Source organism: Thermoplasmatales archaeon (assembly GCA_014361195.1).
GTDB lineage: Archaea > Thermoplasmatota > E2 > UBA202 > JdFR-43 > JACIWB01.
The window spans coordinates 38,636-54,436 of the sequence record JACIWA010000009.1; the positions used below are offsets into that span (position 1 = coordinate 38,636).

The following is a 15,801-nucleotide window of genomic DNA, read 5'->3' on the forward strand; positions in this document are numbered from 1 at the left end:
TTACTTTCTTTTCCTGAGTAAAATGCCAGCTAAGATAACGCCTGCTATGAGTAGAATTGAATCAAACCCTGGAATATAAAATCCTCTGTTTTTCGCTAGGAAATATGCGGTAACAGTATGAGTATTAACCAATTCTATTTCTTCTGTTGATCTGCTCCATGTTCCTCCCTTTTTTACCCAATAAGGAGTTTCTGCTATCGCTTTTGCACTTATAGCAAAATCCTGCCATTTATTATGATACGAAATTGCGGTTCCATGAGGAGATGTCAATGTTATTTTAACAGTTTCATATGGAAAGGTTTCATCTCCCGCTTTTTTGGGATCTATCACAATCTGTGGAGGGCTTATAACATAATTCCATCCCTCCGGCTCTTTCTCCGGGTAGAGATTTACAATAACCCTTGAATTTCCATAATTAACAACTTCCACAATAAATGTTAGCTCTCTATCAGGAGCGGTTCTTTCAATAGGTGTAACCGCTCTTATGGCAATTTCTGTAAATGGATTATATGATACAACGAGCGTAATCTTAGCCTCATCTATCTGACGGAAGGCTCCACCTCCTATTAATTTCCCTCGCAGGGAAATTTCGACAGTTGAGGATGTGCCCGCCACAACATCATGTTTTGATACTTTCAAAAGAACCTTAACTGTATAGTGCTCTCCAGGTTTTAGAACAAATGTTTGAGGGTTTGAAGCTACTGTAAGCCAATCCGGATAAGTTGCGCTTACATCCACATATATTGGCATGAAGCCAACCACATAAGGGTTATATACTACATCCAGCGAGATTTCTTCCTGTCCATATCTTTCAACATAAGCTATTGAGGAGCTTGGTGTAGCATCTATTTTACCCCAGGATATTGCAGAGACATTTCCAACTAAAACAATTGATAAACAGGCCATAACAAACAGCAATTCTTTCTTCATTTTATCCCTCAATCATCTGTTATTGCTTAATTAATATTTATTTTTTTTCTTCAGCTTCTTCACTCCTTTCTGCTGGAGCCTCAACTCTTTCTGGCATATAGCTAAGGAGTATTATATCTCCCACCGCAGACACCCATCTATATGGTACGCCTATATCCATTCCATTGGGCACGATTTCCCTGTTGGTGTCTGTTATTATCAATTTATCTATTTTGCATCCTTCTGTATCAATAAGTACTTCCTTTACTTCCCCCACATATTTCCCCTTATTTGTATAAACCGGCATATTAATAAAGTCAGTCACTTCCATTTTCATCACAACCCATAATACAAAATTATTTTAAATATTTATTCATTTAATTTTTGTGAAAATTTTTCATGTATCGGATACACATCTTGGCTACTCAGCTTACCATAAGCTTTCACCAGATGGTTTAAATCAGAGGGAGGCGGATGTATATAATTCATTTGAGCAATTTATAAATTACTCCTTGGAAAATAAACCGGATATAATAATTCACTCAGGAGACCTTTTTGATAGTGTGCGCCCTACTAACAGAGCCATAGTTTTTGCCATGAAGCAATTAATTCGTATTTCGGACGCAAAAATTCCTTTCATAATAATATCAGGAAATCATGAGACACCAAAACTGAGGGAAACAGGTAGCATATTGAAATTATTCGAGCATTTGCCATATATTTATCCAGTATATAAGGGAAAATTAGAAGAAATAGAAATAGGAGAAGCCTTGATACATGCAATTCCTCACTGCTTTTCAAACGAGGAATTGAAGAAAAATATAGAGAATTTGAAGATAAGAAAAAATTCCTTGAATATTCTTACTATGCATGTTGGAATTATCGGTATAAAAGAATTCAGAAGCGGTGATTTCAATGAACAGGTTATATCTTCTGGCTATCTTTCAGAGGAATTTGATTATGTTGCTTTGGGGCATTATCATAAGGGTGTGCAGGTAACAAAAAACTCCTATTATGCGGGCTCAACAGAGCATTTTTCATTTAAGGAGGCGGGAGAAATTAAAGGATTTTATGAAGTTGATTTATCAGATAAATTAAAATTGAATTTCATTCCATTAAAAGTTAGAGGAATGATTGATTTAGGAAAAATAGATTGCCTAGAGCTCTCAGCGGATGAAATATTGAAAGAATTTTTAAAAAGAATTGAGGAACATGATATAAGGGAAAAAATAGCGAGAATAGAATTAAATAAAATAAGCAGGGAGAAATATAAAATGCTCGACTGGGAAAAAATAAAAAATGCGTCATCTAGGGCAATGCATTTTGAAATTGTTCATGAATTTCTGGAAATTGAAAATATAAAGGGTAAAACAAAGATTGGAAGCATTGAAGAAGAATGGAAAGAATATATAAGCCAGTTGAATATAAAGGAAAAGGAAGATGTTGAAAAATTAGCCCTTAAATATCTTGAGGAGGCGAAAAGTTGAAGTTGATAAGCCTGAGATTACACAATTTCAGAAAATTCAGAGATGTAGAGATAAATTTCCCGACAGGTTTGATAGGGCTTGTAGGAAATAATGGGGTTGGCAAATCAACAATAATAGAAGCAATAGGTTGGGCAATTTATGGGAGTAGGGCTTTGAGAAACAGGGATCAGAAGCAGATAAAGACGCAGTGGGCGCCCGCGGGCGAAGATTGCTGGGTGAATTTGAAGTTTGAGATGGGGGGGAATGTTTATGAGGTTACGAGAATAATGAGTGGAAGTGCTACAGATGCGAGGGTGAAGGTAAATGGAAGTATAATGGCCTCTTCTTCTGCGGGTGTTACTGAATTTCTTGAGAGAAAAATAGGTATGGACTGCGAATCCTTTTATACATCTATATTTGCGAAACAGCAGGAATTGAATGCTCTTTCAAACAAGTCCTCCTCTGAAAGGAAGAAAAACATGCTCAAAATGCTCAGAATTGATTTGCTTGATGACGCAATAAAGAAAGTGAGGGAAGATAGAAGAAATAAGCAGGAAATTTTGGAGTGGATGGAAAAAAATCTGCGGAGTTTGGATGATTTAAGGAAGAATCTGGAGGCAAATAAAAATAGATTGAATTTCCTTGTTAGCAAAAAAATGGAAGTTGAGAATGAATTAAAAAAGCTGAGTGAAGAGATTAAATTTTTGGAAGAAGAAAGAAGAAAGGAAAAGGAGAAGGCGGAGAAATTTAAAGAGCTTAACAATTCAAAAAAAATTCTTGAGGAAAGAATTAAGAGCAAGTTTGAAATAAAAGAAGCAAAGTTAAAAGAAATAGAAGAAATTTTGAAAAAGAAAAAGGAGCACGAGGAGATTAAAAAATTTGCGGAGGAATATGAGAGGATTTATATTATAAAGGAAAGCATGGACAGCATTTTGGAAAAATATATAGAAAAGAAGAAAATTGAGGATGAGTTATTTAGGAAAAATAGAGAAATTGAGGATTTTGAAAAAGAAATAAAAAAATTGGCAAAACAGCTTGAAGGAGAGGAAAAAATATTTGAGGAAATTGAGGAAATAGAAAAAATAATCAATGAAATAAATAAGAAAAGAGAGAAATTGAGCATTGAAAGAAATGAGAAAAATGCGGAAATCAAGGAAAAGGAAAAAAGAAAGAAAAATCTTGAGAAAAATTTAAAGGAATTGAAGGAAGCGGGTGAAGATAGCAATTGCCCAACTTGCGGCAGGCCGCTCAAAGAAAAATATAAAGAAATATTGGCAAATATTGAAAATGAAATAAATGAATATGAAGGAAGGATAAGGGAATTGGCGTTGCAGGTTTTAAAAATAGAGGAAGATTATAAAAAACTTGAAATGGAAAATAAAGAAAATGAATTGAAAAAGAAAAAAATGGAAGAAACTTCAAGAAAAATTTCATCTTTAAGAGAAAAGATTAAATTTTTTGATGAGCAGAAAAATAGCAGGATAGAGGAAAGAAACAGGTTGCTTTTGAAAATAAAAGAATATGAAGGTATTCTGTTTGATGAAGAAGAATATAACAAAATATCAAAAAGGCTTAAGGAACTTCTTCCAATAAAAAATAAATCTTCAATTCTTGAAAATGAAATAAAAAAGATACCTCAAATAGAGAAGGAAATAGAAGAGATAGAGAAAGATATTTCCCTCATCTCTTCCCAGATAAAAAATTTAACTGTAGAGATAGAAAAACTATCTTTTGATGAGAAAAAATATGCAAAAATTGAGGAGGATTATGAAATTGTTAGAAATAAAATGAAAGAGGCTGAGAAAGAGTTCATAAGGCTTGAAGGAGAGATAGAGAATGTTAAAAAAGAAATTGATAGAAACGAAAAGGATATAAAGGAAGAGGAGGAAAAAAGGGAAAAAATAAAAGTTTTAAGGAAAGAAATTGCGGGTCTTGAAATGCTTGCTGGAGATAGGGAAACTGGTTTGCTCAATGATTTCAAAAGATATTTAATTTCAAAAATCGGTCCAACGCTCTCGCTTTTTGCTTCTCAATTCTTCTCAAAATTTACTCAGGGAAAATATAAAGAGATTGAAATAGATGAGGACTATAACATAGGAATCTATGATGGGGGAGAAAAATTTGATATAGAAAGATTTTCTGGCGGGGAAAAAGATATAGCCAACCTTTCTTTAAGGCTTGCAATTTCTCAATTGATTAGCCAGAGAAGCGATGTGTCTTTAAATCTTATTGCACTTGATGAGATATTTGGTTCTCAGGACAGGGAAAGGAGGAAAAGTATTTTAAATGCACTCGCGGAGTTAAGAGATCAGTTCTCCCAGATAATCCTTATTACGCATATCGATGATATAAAGGAATCCCTTGAAAATATAATAAAAATATATGAAAATGAGGATGGCTCTTCAAGAATAGAGATTGAATAGCTAAAGATGAAGTAGGTATGGATGGAAAGCTAAAATATTGAAAACTTTATGATAAAAGCAGCAAAAACTATCGCCACCATACTCATCAGCTTTATTAAAATGTTCAGCGATGGTCCAGAAGTATCCTTCAATGGATCACCAACAGTATCCCCAATCACCGCCGCTTTATGTTGCGAGGAGCCCTTTCCGCCAAAAGCCCCATCTTCTATGTATTTTTTCGCATTATCCCAGGCTCCGCCGGTATTTGCCATGAATATTGCAAGCATAAAACCACTTAGAAGAGAAGATAAAAGAAGACCAGCGAGCGCTTCCGCTCCAAGGAAGAGGCCAACAACAATTGGTGCAATTATTGCAAGTAAGGCGGGCAGAATCATTTCTTTCTGTGCCGCTTTTGTTGTTATATCAACGCATTTTCCATAATCAGGCTCCGCATTTTCGCTGAAAATCTTCTTAAATTGCGCCCTTACCTCTTCAACTATTTTTCCTGCAGCCCTTCCCACCGCATTTAGGGTTAAAGAGCAGAAAAGGAACGGAAGCATTGTTCCGATGAGCATGCCCGCAATAATTTTTGGATTGAGCAGATTCAATTCAAAACCTCCTTTTATTTCTGAAACTCTATCGCTATAGGCAGCAATTAATGCCAAAGCGGTTAGTGCTGCTGAACCGATTGCAAATCCTTTTCCTGTTGCAGCGGTTGTGTTTCCTAATGCATCAAGTGCATCTGTTCTTTTTCTTACCTCTGGCTTTTGATGGGTGAATTCTGCAATACCTCCCGCATTGTCCGCAATTGGGCCATATGCATCTGATGCCAGAGTTATGCCCAGGGTTGAGAGCATTCCAACCGCAGAAAGCCCCACTCCATATATCCCTATCGCTGGCTCTCCTTTCCAGGATAAAAAGTAGCTGGAAATTGTTGCTATTGCAACAACAATTGCTGGCAAGAAAGTGCTTAACATTCCTGTTGCCATTCCTGAAAGAATTACAGTTGCAGAGCCAGTGTTGGAAGAGGAGGCAATTTCCTTTGTTGGTTTATAGTTTGCGGATGTGAAATATTCCGTATTCAGCCCGATTATGACGCCCGCAATTAATCCAGATAGCACCGCAAAATATATTCCAATATATTCTTTTCCTAAGATAAAATGAATCGCAAAAAAAGAAAGAATCGCAATTAAGATGGCGCTTGTTATTATACCCTTCCTTAAGCTTTTTAGCAAAACCGCATAACTTGCTTCTCCTTTGCTCCTTACCAAAAATATGCCAAAAATAGAGCAAATCACGCCTAGCACCGCTATAATCATTGGAATTGTAACCGCTTGTAAAGCCAGTCCTTTTCCATAGAAAGCTGCTGTTGCAAGAGCCATTGTTGCAATAATAGAGCCCGCATAGGATTCGTATAAATCCGCTCCCATGCCAGCAACATCTCCAACATTATCTCCAACCCAATCCGCAATAACCGCTGGATTTCTAGGATCATCTTCTGGTATGCCCGCTTCAACCTTCCCAACCAAATCCGCTCCAACATCTGCAGCCTTTGTATAAATTCCACCCCCAACTCTTGCAAAGAGAGCAACCGAGCTCGCTCCCAGACCAAAAGTAATCATTGTACTTGTTATATTTTTTATAGTCTCCTCTGATCCAAGTCCCTGCATGCCATAATACCATTTCAGGAAGTAAAACCAAACGCTTAAATCCAAGAGGGCAAATCCAACGACCACCAGTCCCATCACCGCCCCGCTCCTGAAGGCAATTTTTAAGCCAGCATCCAAACTTTTCTTTGCCCCGTTAGCGGTTCTTGCATTACTTTTTGTTGCTATTGTCATTCCTATATATCCACATAATGCGGAAAAAAAGCCTCCCGTTAGAAAAGCAAATGGCACAAAAGGAGTTAGCAAACCACTTAAAGAAAGTATTGCAATAATTACCACCATCACTGCAAAAAATAAGGATATTGTTTTATACTGCCTTTTTAAAAATGCCTTCGCTCCTTTTCTAATAGCCATAGATATTTTCTTCATTTCTTCAGTTCCTTCATCTTCTTTTAAAACTCTTATTGTTAAATAACCCGCAAATGCAAGAGCCAGCGCACTTCCTATAGGAACAAATAAGGTTGAATCCATATTAATCGTGCAAGATATTTTAAAAATATATTTAAAGTTTGGGGAAATATAGATGGAAGATTTTTAGAAGGAATTTGAAAAAGCTTTGGCTTTCAATTAAATCTTTGGCCAAAAATTTCTTCAAAAATTTATATATTAGTTCATAATAACCTTTTTGAGAATGATAGAAGAAATTGAAAAGCTTAAGAAATTGGAAGAAGATGGTATTAAAAGGATAGAAGAAGCAAAGCAAGAAGCGGAGTGGATTTTGAAAAAAGCAAGGGAAAAGGGGGGAAAGGAAAAAGAAAAAATAATTGAGGAAGCGAAAAATAAAGCGAAAAAAATTATAAAAGAGGCGATAGAGAAATTTGAAAGGGAGGCAAATGAAATAGATAAAGAAGGGCGGAAGGAGGCGGAGAGAATAAAGGAAAAATATAAGGAAAAGATAGGCTCGGTGGCGGAGGAAATTTTCGAGGAGTTGATAAGTTGGTAGTACCAGCTAGAATGAGCAAGGTAAATATACTGATTCAGAAAAGCAATAGTAATGATTTAATTAAAAGATTACATGAGGAAGGATTGTTAGAAATTGAAAGAACAAGTAGCTTGGATATTTCAGAGGAAAGAATGCATCCAGATGTTGAGATTTTTGCAAAATATGATCTTCGCCTCAGTAGAATAATTGAAATATTAAAAAATTATCATAAGGAAAAAAGGAAAATTTTTTCCTCAGATTTTGAGAAAAAAAAGGTTAGAAAGAAAAGCGAGGAAGAAAAAATAAGGGAAGCAGAGAAAATTCTTTCAGAAATAGAAAATGAAGTTTTGCTAAAGGAAAATGAGATAAAGGAGCTGGAAGGAGAAATTTTCGAGCTTGAAGAGAGAATAAAAAAGCTTGAATATTTAGCTTACTTCAATATAGATATCTCTTGGCTAAAAAAGTCAAAATATATTATAGTTAAATGCGGTTTATGCACTGATATAAATTCATTAAAAGTAAGCGATGAAATATATTTTGAATATAAAAAAATAGGAAAAAAGAAGGAAAACCTATGGGTTGTGCTTATAGTTGCTCATTCCTCTCTTGAAAAGGAAATTTCTCAGATCAAGAATTTTGAAGAAATATATATTGAGGGAGAAGGTAGAGTTTCTGAAGTTATAAAAAATATAAGAAATGAAATTGAGGAAAAAAAGAGGAAAAGAAAGGAAATTGAGGAATGGTTATCGAATCTTTATAAAGAAAAAAAGTTAGATTTGATGGCAATAAAAGAAGAAATAGAGATTGAAAAGGAAAGAAAAGAAATATATGAAAAATTCTGGAAAACAAATTATACATATCTTATAGAAGGATGGTGCTTATCTGAAAATTCAGAAAAAGTTAAAAAAATTGTTGAAGAAGTTACGGAGGGAAATTCCTATGTGGAAATAGAGGAATTTAGCAGAGATAGCGAGAAGCCACCTGTACATCTTAAAAATCCAAGATGGGCAAAGACTTTTGAAATGCTCCTTGAATTTTTTGCGGTGCCAAGATATAATGAGATAAATCCAACCATATTTATAGGAATTTCATTTATAATATTCTTTTCCTTAATGCTCGGCGACGCGGGCTATGGACTTGTTATGTTTCTGCTCTCAATTTTTGCTTATATAAAATTCAAGAAAAGTGAGGCCATAAGAAGTTGGGCGGTTGTTGGAATTTTACTCGGGCTGGGGAATATAATAAATGGCTTAATATTCAATAGCTTTTTTGGAGATTTTATACCCCGCTACATATATAAAGATGCAACAAAGTTGCTCTACAGCGCAAATATTTTTGGAATAAGCTTGCCAATAGATGCAATCCATAAACCAATTCTCATCTTATCAATAACATTGATAATTGGATTAATTCATCTGAACTTAGGGCTGATTTTAGGAATGTATCAAAACATAATAAGGGGTAACAAAAAGAAGATTTTTGAAGAGCAAATATCCTTTATTATGCTTGAAATTGGAGCAGGAATGCTTATAGGAGAGAGAATACTTCACCTGTGGCATATAGAAGGGGTTATGTTATATCTTTCCTTTATTTTTGTTTTAATTGGTTTGATTTTTATATTCAAAAGGAAAGGCCCGATGGGATTTTTTGATATAACAGGATTTATGGGTGATTGGCTTTCATATTCAAGAATACTCGCACTCGGATTGGCTACAACTGGAATGGCAATGACAATAAACATATTCGGACAAATTATTCCAACAATATTATCTCTTATAGGAGCTATTTTGGCTCCTGTTGTTCTTATAATAGCACATTTCGCAAACATTATTTTGCAATCTCTTGGAGCGGGAATACACAGCTTGCGCCTTCAGTATGTTGAATTTTTCAATAGATTTTACGAAGGAGGGGGTAAAAAATTTATACCTTTCCGTATTAAGAGGAAATATACGGAGGAAATAACATGAAAATGAAATGGAAAATGCTGGCGGTTTGCGGGATGTTTTTGTTAGCGACACCTTTTGCAATGGCTGCAAGCGATGATGAAATAAGGAGCGAAATAATAATTGGATGCATGTTAGCTGCATCAATAACAGGGATAGCATCCGCAATAGGCCTCGCATTAACAGGCGTGTCTGCGGTTGGGGTGGTTGCGGAGAAGCCTGAGCTATTTGGAAAAACCCTTATACTTCAACTCCTTCCAATGACTCAATCAATTTATGGTTTGCTCACCGCGATATTGCTTATGATGGGTGGCGGGCTCCTGGGCGGAGGAGGAGCGCTTACTCCATTAATGGGGAGAGGAGCGATATTTATAGGAATGGTAGTAGGCTTCACAGGGCTATCTGCTATTATGCAGGGAATGATTGCATCCTCAGCTATTGCTGGCACCGCAAGAAATCCAGGCATAACCGCTCGCGGTATAATGTATGCTGCAACAGCGGAAACGATGGCGATATTTGGTTTGCTTGTTGCAATTCTGCTCATGACTGGAATAGGTTTTCTATGACGCTCGAAAAACTGATGGAAAGAATAAAGGAGGAAGTAGACAGGGAGATAGAGGAAATAATTTTGCATGCGGAGGAAGAAGCAAAGAGAATAATAGAGGAAGAAAGGGAAAAAGGGATGGAGGAGGCAAAGATAATTGAAATAAATGCAAACAAGGAAATAGAAAGAGAAAGGGAGAAAATTTTGGCAAATGCAAGAAGAATTGCAAGGACGCATATAACAGATGCAAAAGAAGAAATAATTCAGGAATGCATGAAAGAAATTGTTGAGAAGCTGAAAAATTTAGATGGGAAAAGGTATAGCAGATTTGTTGAAAAAAATGTTGAAAATGCAATGAAGGAGATAAAGGATGGCTATATGCTTTTTACAAGGGGTGAGGATTTAAAAATTGCAAAGAAAATGGGAATTGAGGCAAGAGAAAAAATAAACGGGATTGGAGGAGTTATATTGAGGAGCAAGGATGGAAAGAAGGAAATAGATTTGACATTTGACTTCTTGATAGAAAAGAATAGGGAAAATATAAGAATAAAGATAGCAAAGAAGTTATTTGGTGAAAAATGATTCTTGAGCTATTTATAGCAATATTGGGCATCAGCATCGCTATAAGTTTATTTCCTTCTCTTTTCGTTCTTGCAAAATTTTCATATGCAAATGCAAAATTTAGTGCAATTGAACCAGTTTTTTTAAAGGAAAGAGAAATTGAAAGATTGCTTGGTTGCAAAAATGTTGAAGAATTTAAAAATAGCATTGTGAGCAAAGATTTTATTTTATATGGAGAAAATGCGAGAGAGATTCAAGAAAGCATTGATGAAAGCTACCTTAAAATAATAATTATGGCAATGAATGATTCTCCTAAAAGTGTCAGAAAATTCTACAGGATATGGCTTAAAAGAGCGGAAATAGAAAAGCTTAAATACGCTATTAGGAAAAAGATGGGTGGAGAGGAATTTGAAGTAAAGGTTTTTGATGAAGAAATAAAGGAAATTATAGAAGATTTAAAAAAAGGAGAAGGAGAAAAATTAAAAAATGTTTTTAATGTTTCTCTTGAAATGCCTTTTGAGGAGATAGAGAGGGAAATAGATAAAAAAATTATAAATGAATTGCTTGAATTGGAACTTCCGAGGCATTCAAGGAAGGCAAAAAATAAATTTGTAAGGATAATGATAGATATAATGAATATAAAGGCCATTTTAAGGGGAAAATATTACGGGCTCATAGATATAGAAAAAAATATAATTCCACATGGCTGGGAGCTGGCAAAATGGCAAATAGAAAGGCTGATAAAAATAGATTCAATATCGGAAATAATCTCTCTCATGGAAGGAACTTCTTATTACCCTCCTCTGAAAGAAGCAATTGTCGATTTTGAAAGAGAAGGTGTAACCGCTTTTGAAAGAGCCCTTGATAAGCATTTAATAAATATTTCAAATTTGATAGCAAATGAAAATCCCCTTGCAATCGGTCCGGGGATAAGATTTTTAATTGAAAAAGAATATGAGGTAAGAAACCTTAAGGCAATTGTAAAAGGAATAGAAGAGAAAATGGCGGAGCTCGCCAGGCGGATGGTGATTGCTTGAAAATATTTGCAATGGCGGATGGCGGAATTGCGGAATTGCTCAGGATGGCGGGCGCAAATATTTGTAGCTGTAAAGAGTTTGATGAGGTTGTGAGAAGAAAAGATGCTGGATTGCTTATCATTTCAGAAAAATTTGTTGATGAACTAAAGGATAAAATATTAATGCATCGCCTGCAGGGTAATGCACCTTTTATTATAGAAATTTCTGGGAAGGAAAAAGTTGGGGAGGATTCAATAAAAAAGATTATTGTAAGAGCGGTTGGAGTGGAGGTATAAAATGAAAGGAAAGATAATAAGTGTTTCTGGGCCAGTGGTGAAAGCAAAGGAAATGAAAGGAGCAAAAATGTATGACTTAGTTGAGGTTGGAGAGGAGAAGTTAATAGGGGAAATAATACAGCTAAAAGAAGATAGGGCGATAATTCAAGTTTATGAAGATACAACAGGTTTAAAGCCAGGAGAAAAAGTTGAAAGCACTGGAATGCCATTATCTGTTGAGCTTGCTCCAGGTTTGTTGACTTCCATATATGATGGAATTCAAAGACCATTGCCTGAGATTGTCAAAAAATGCAATGAATTTATAAAGAGAGGGGTTGAGGCATTCCCTATAGATAGGAAGAAAAAATGGGGGTTTGTTCCAACTGTAAAGGAAAAGGAAAAAGTGGAGGGTGGGGATATAATAGGGATTGTAAAAGAAACTCCAATCATTGAGCATAGAATAATTGTGCCCCTGGATGTTGGAAAAGGAAATGTAGAGAGTATAGAAGAAGGAAAATTCAGGGTGGATGAGCCAATTGCAACTATTGGCGGAAAGGAGATAAGCATGCTACATAGGTGGCCTGTAAGAAAGCAGCGTCCTTTCAAAGAAAAGTTGCCTCCTTCCCTTCCTCTTATAACAGGACAGAGGGTTTTTGATACATTTTTCCCAATTGCTAAAGGAGGAACAGGCGCCATACCAGGAGGATTTGGAACAGGAAAGACAGTAAGCCAGCACCAGCTAGCTAGATGGAGCGATGCGGATATAGTTGTTTATATAGGGTGTGGTGAAAGAGGAAATGAAATGACAGAAGTGTTGCGAGACTTCCCGCGCTTAAAGGATCCAAAAACAGGACATCCTCTTATGGAAAGAACAGTTTTAATAGCAAATACATCAAACATGCCTGTCGCTGCAAGAGAAGCAAGTGTTTATACAGGAATAACCATCGCAGAATATTATAGAGATATGGGCTATGATGTCGCGCTTATGGCTGACTCCACCAGCAGGTGGGCAGAAGCACTTAGAGAAATATCTGGCAGGCTTGAAGAAATGCCTGGCGAAGAGGGCTATCCCGCATATCTTGCTTCTCGCCTTGCGGAATTTTATGAAAGAGCGGGGAGGGTAAAAGTGATGGGTAGCAATAATAGAGAAGGGTCGATATCTGTTGTGGGAGCGGTCTCTCCTCCAGGAGGAGATTTTTCTGAGCCGGTTACTCAAAATACATTGAGGATAGTAAAAGTATTCTGGGCTCTGGACGCAGAGCTTGCGGATAGAAGGCATTTTCCTTCTGTAAACTGGCTTCGCTCCTACTCCCTTTATCTTGAAAGAGTCAGCAATTGGTGGGAGAAAAATATTGGCAAGGAATGGCTAAGGCTGAGAAATGAGGCAATGGCTTTGCTTCAAAAGGAAGAGGAGCTTAAGGAAATAATAAGATTAGTTGGGCCAGATGCATTGCCACCGGTTGATAGAGTAATACTTGAAGGAGCAAGGATAATAAGAGAAGATTTTCTTCAGCAGAATGCATATCATGAAGTAGATACATATTGCCCTCCAAATAAACAATATGAAATGCTAAGAATAATAATAAAATTTTACAATTTGATGAAGGAGTGTGTTGAAAAAGGAGTCGATTTTGAAAAATTGAGGAATTTGAAGAGCAAGGAAATGATAGCGAGAATGGCAACAACACCCAATGAGGAATGGCAGGAAAAATTCAGAGAAATAGAAAAATATATGGAAGAGGAAATAAAGGGGATTCAGAAGTAGATATAGAATACATTATATATTATCCAAATACATCATACCATGTTCCATTTATCATCACTTTGAAAATTAGCTCTTCTAAAATTCTGAAATACCCTTCTTTATGGAATATAGGCACTTCTTTTTGCCATGTAATCCTGAAATCTTCTGCAACCAATGATTTAATTTCTATCAATATTCCAAAAATTTTTGCTATGCTGAAATTTAATGAATATTGAGAAAGTGTTTCATTATCTGTATCAATGAATATATAGCCTGGCACAGAAAGATTCCATGCGATTTCAAAATGTTGTGCCTGATGAATTGAAAAAGTTTTCAGATAAATATTCTCTGCTTCCATTTTTATTTCGGTTTTTAAACCTTTAAAACCATCTACTTTTATATATCCTTCTGAAGATATTTTCCATTGAATTGTTGACTCACCTGTCAGATTTGTTATTAAGAAATATGAGCTAGGATTTTCTATTGCATTTGCTAAAATGAATGTTGTCTTCTTCTCATCTATGTATATGTAGAAATAGCCACTTTCATTAAAAATGGAAGTTAATCTTGTTGGGAGATATTCCATCCTCATTATGAAATCAAAATCTTGAAATTCTATTATAAGAGTTGAATTAAAAGTATCATTTGCCATATAATCAAATCTTTTTTCATCTCTTGAAAAGCTCACTGAAAAGCTCATTTTTTCTGGTATATCCTCTATTGTCAAATTAACCGCAATTTCATCTAAATATCTCATCCTTATTTTCTGTTTCAATTCCGCATTTCTCTCAATTGAAAAATTAATCATATTTAATGAAAGATTTGGAGAGATTTTAATCATTGATTCCACCGCTGGGAAATAATCTATAAATAGTTTTTTTTCGTCAAATTCAACTATAGCGGTTAAATTTTTATTTTCTCCATCAAATAAGGGTTCGATATTTATATAAAATTCCGGGTCTTTCTGGTAAAATACATAGGGAATAATCCAAAAAACTTCCCTTATCTCTTTTGGCATTTCCTCATTTTCTGGAGAATAGCAACCTATCTTAAATTTATGAGATGATATAGCTCCGCTGAAAGATATTTCTATTTCGCCATTCTTTATTTCTTCTCCCATCCTTATAACTTTCATTGCAAAAGCAAGGGTTAAAACCGGACCAATCTCAATGCTCTGAATAAGGGGTAAAAAAATCAGGCTTATTCTGATATCTTTTCCATTTTCACCAGTGCTAGCATTATTATCAATATCTATCCCAAAAAAAGATTGGAGCAATGGAGTATATTTTTCTATTCCATTATACCTTGTATATATCAAAAAATATCCATTTGGTTTTATTCCATTCCTCTCAGCAACCCTTTTTTTAATCAAGAAGCTACTTCCCACTGGCGAAAGTAATAGAATAAGAATTAAAATCGCAATCATCCTTTTCATGCTAATAAATGGCATGCCTGTATATATTTTTTAGTATCCTCCTATCATTAAGCTAGGATCTCCAAGCAAAACCCACTGCTGAACCGTCTTTACATGCCCCGCTTCAAAGTCATTCATGTCAAAAGAGCTTATGTATTCTGTAATTGCTCCCGCATGCGCCTGGCCCAAGATGTGCTTGTCCTTTTCTCCATATTGCCTGAAGAATTCTATTGTTATCCACCCATCTCCTCCTCCAGTTGTGCAATCTTTGCCAGGCATTCCATAGCCAAGCCCTGTGTTTCCAATGCTCCCTATTGCTCCTCCTTTTGGTGTGCTTACAAGTCGCCAGCTCAAACATTCTGGAACAGGTTGCCCATATGTCCACATGTAGTTATCTGGAAAGCCGAATAGATGTAAGGCATTTAAAACCGCTGGAATAATGGAAACATTGAACTGGCTATTGTGGCAACCACCTATTATCGCAACAGGTAATTTTTCACCGTTTCTCAGGCTATCTATAGGAAATACTGGAAAACTTATATACGGGAACCATGGTCTGAGGTTTGTTACAGTTAAGCCAGTCAAGCTTGCATGCTGTCGGTTTCCAGGTATGCCTGGCAGATGGTCTCCCCAAGAGTTAGGACTTCCATGACCTGACATAAACAAAAATCCGCACCCCTTATTTAATTCATTTATAACATCTTTTATGCCCGTGAATTCTCCATTTGAAGCCCATAAAATTTTTCTTACAAAATATCTTGGCATATAATACAATGCTCCTCCTCTCCCGTTTAAAATCTTTTCTCCAGTTGTCCATTCTCCTTCATAATACATCTCTGTATTATTTCTCCAGTCCTCAAAAACAACGCTTCCATTTTCATTTTCAACCCAGACATGAATGCTTGTTAAATTTCCATATGGTTTCGGGTCATAAGATT

14 protein-coding genes are annotated in these 15,801 nt (G+C 35.7%); 9 read left to right on the forward strand and 5 right to left on the reverse strand.

The window, feature by feature from the left end; all coding sequences use genetic code 11:
* Both H5T44_05725 and H5T44_05730 read right to left on the reverse strand, forming a co-directional pair.
* The gene (locus H5T44_05725) at positions 1 to 930 is read right to left on the reverse strand and encodes a hypothetical protein (GenBank protein MBC7081720.1); all 930 of its coding nucleotides are present in this window, start codon (positions 928 to 930) and stop codon (positions 1 to 3) included.
* A 37-nt stretch (positions 931 to 967) separates the two neighbouring features.
* Positions 968 to 1,249: a PRC-barrel domain-containing protein gene (locus tag H5T44_05730; GenBank protein ID MBC7081721.1), complete on the reverse strand. Its 282-nt coding sequence runs from the start codon at positions 1,247 to 1,249 to the stop codon at positions 968 to 970.
* A gap of 46 nt (positions 1,250 to 1,295) precedes the next feature.
* Between H5T44_05730 and H5T44_05735 the strand changes: the two genes are divergently transcribed.
* Entirely contained in the window at positions 1,296 to 2,396 is a 1,101-nt protein-coding gene (locus H5T44_05735; protein MBC7081722.1) for an exonuclease SbcCD subunit D, read from the forward strand.
* Entirely contained in the window at positions 2,393 to 4,798 is a 2,406-nt protein-coding gene (locus H5T44_05740; GenBank protein ID MBC7081723.1) for an SMC family ATPase, read from the forward strand. Before H5T44_05735 ends, H5T44_05740 begins: the two co-directional genes overlap by 4 nt.
* A 29-nt stretch (positions 4,799 to 4,827) precedes the next feature.
* Here the strand turns inward: H5T44_05740 and H5T44_05745 are convergent, their stop codons facing one another.
* A complete protein-coding gene (locus H5T44_05745) occupies positions 4,828 to 6,915 on the reverse strand; it encodes a sodium-translocating pyrophosphatase (GenBank protein MBC7081724.1) in 2,088 nt (695 codons plus the stop codon).
* A 160-nt stretch (positions 6,916 to 7,075) separates the two neighbouring features.
* Here H5T44_05745 and H5T44_05750 point away from each other — a divergent pair, with 160 nt between their 5' ends.
* Genes H5T44_05750 through H5T44_05780 form a run of 7 tightly spaced genes read left to right on the forward strand, consistent with a single transcriptional unit; the run spans position 7,076 to position 13,470 of the window.
* Complete coding sequence (locus H5T44_05750; GenBank protein MBC7081725.1) at positions 7,076 to 7,387, forward strand: hypothetical protein; 312 nt, start codon at positions 7,076 to 7,078, stop codon at positions 7,385 to 7,387.
* Entirely contained in the window at positions 7,381 to 9,333 is a 1,953-nt protein-coding gene (locus H5T44_05755; GenBank protein MBC7081726.1) for a V-type ATP synthase subunit I, read from the forward strand. Before H5T44_05750 ends, H5T44_05755 begins: the two co-directional genes overlap by 7 nt.
* A gap of 59 nt (positions 9,334 to 9,392) precedes the next feature.
* The gene (locus H5T44_05760; GenBank protein MBC7081727.1) at positions 9,393 to 9,875 is read left to right on the forward strand and encodes a V-type ATP synthase subunit K; all 483 of its coding nucleotides are present in this window, start codon (positions 9,393 to 9,395) and stop codon (positions 9,873 to 9,875) included.
* A complete protein-coding gene (locus H5T44_05765) occupies positions 9,872 to 10,435 on the forward strand; it encodes a hypothetical protein (protein ID MBC7081728.1) in 564 nt (187 codons plus the stop codon). Before H5T44_05760 ends, H5T44_05765 begins: the two co-directional genes overlap by 4 nt.
* Positions 10,432 to 11,451 (forward strand): V-type ATPase subunit, encoded by a 1,020-nt coding sequence (locus H5T44_05770; protein ID MBC7081729.1) that lies wholly within the window; start codon positions 10,432 to 10,434, stop codon positions 11,449 to 11,451. Before H5T44_05765 ends, H5T44_05770 begins: the two co-directional genes overlap by 4 nt.
* Entirely contained in the window at positions 11,448 to 11,726 is a 279-nt protein-coding gene (locus H5T44_05775) for a hypothetical protein (protein ID MBC7081730.1), read from the forward strand. The genes H5T44_05770 and H5T44_05775 overlap by 4 nt, the downstream gene beginning before the upstream one ends.
* 1 nt (position 11,727) lies before the next feature.
* Entirely contained in the window at positions 11,728 to 13,470 is a 1,743-nt protein-coding gene (locus H5T44_05780) for an ATP synthase subunit A (GenBank protein MBC7081731.1), read from the forward strand.
* A gap of 19 nt (positions 13,471 to 13,489) precedes the next feature.
* Here H5T44_05780 and H5T44_05785 read toward each other — a convergent pair whose 3' ends face one another.
* A complete protein-coding gene (locus tag H5T44_05785; protein ID MBC7081732.1) occupies positions 13,490 to 14,884 on the reverse strand; it encodes a hypothetical protein in 1,395 nt (464 codons plus the stop codon).
* A 30-nt stretch (positions 14,885 to 14,914) separates the two neighbouring features.
* A partial coding sequence (locus H5T44_05790) for a peptidase C25 (protein MBC7081733.1) occupies positions 14,915 to 15,801 on the reverse strand: 887 nt, incomplete at its 5' end.

What these genes read in the sequence shown, in the direction of transcription:
- H5T44_05780 (MBC7081731.1), top strand. Translation starts at nt 11,728, where the DNA reads ATGAAAGGAAAGATAATAAGTGTTTCTGGGCCAGTGGTGAAAGCAAAG.
- H5T44_05750 (MBC7081725.1), top strand. Translation starts at nt 7,076, where the DNA reads ATGATAGAAGAAATTGAAAAGCTTAAGAAATTGGAAGAAGATGGTATT.
- H5T44_05785 (MBC7081732.1), bottom strand. Translation starts at nt 14,884, where the DNA reads ATGAAAAGGATGATTGCGATTTTAATTCTTATTCTATTACTTTCGCCA.
- H5T44_05745 (MBC7081724.1), bottom strand. Translation starts at nt 6,915, where the DNA reads ATGGATTCAACCTTATTTGTTCCTATAGGAAGTGCGCTGGCTCTTGCA.
- H5T44_05765 (MBC7081728.1), top strand. Translation starts at nt 9,872, where the DNA reads ATGACGCTCGAAAAACTGATGGAAAGAATAAAGGAGGAAGTAGACAGG.
- H5T44_05725 (MBC7081720.1), bottom strand. Translation starts at nt 930, where the DNA reads ATGAAGAAAGAATTGCTGTTTGTTATGGCCTGTTTATCAATTGTTTTA.
- H5T44_05770 (MBC7081729.1), top strand. Translation starts at nt 10,432, where the DNA reads ATGATTCTTGAGCTATTTATAGCAATATTGGGCATCAGCATCGCTATA.
- H5T44_05760 (MBC7081727.1), top strand. Translation starts at nt 9,393, where the DNA reads ATGGCTGCAAGCGATGATGAAATAAGGAGCGAAATAATAATTGGATGC.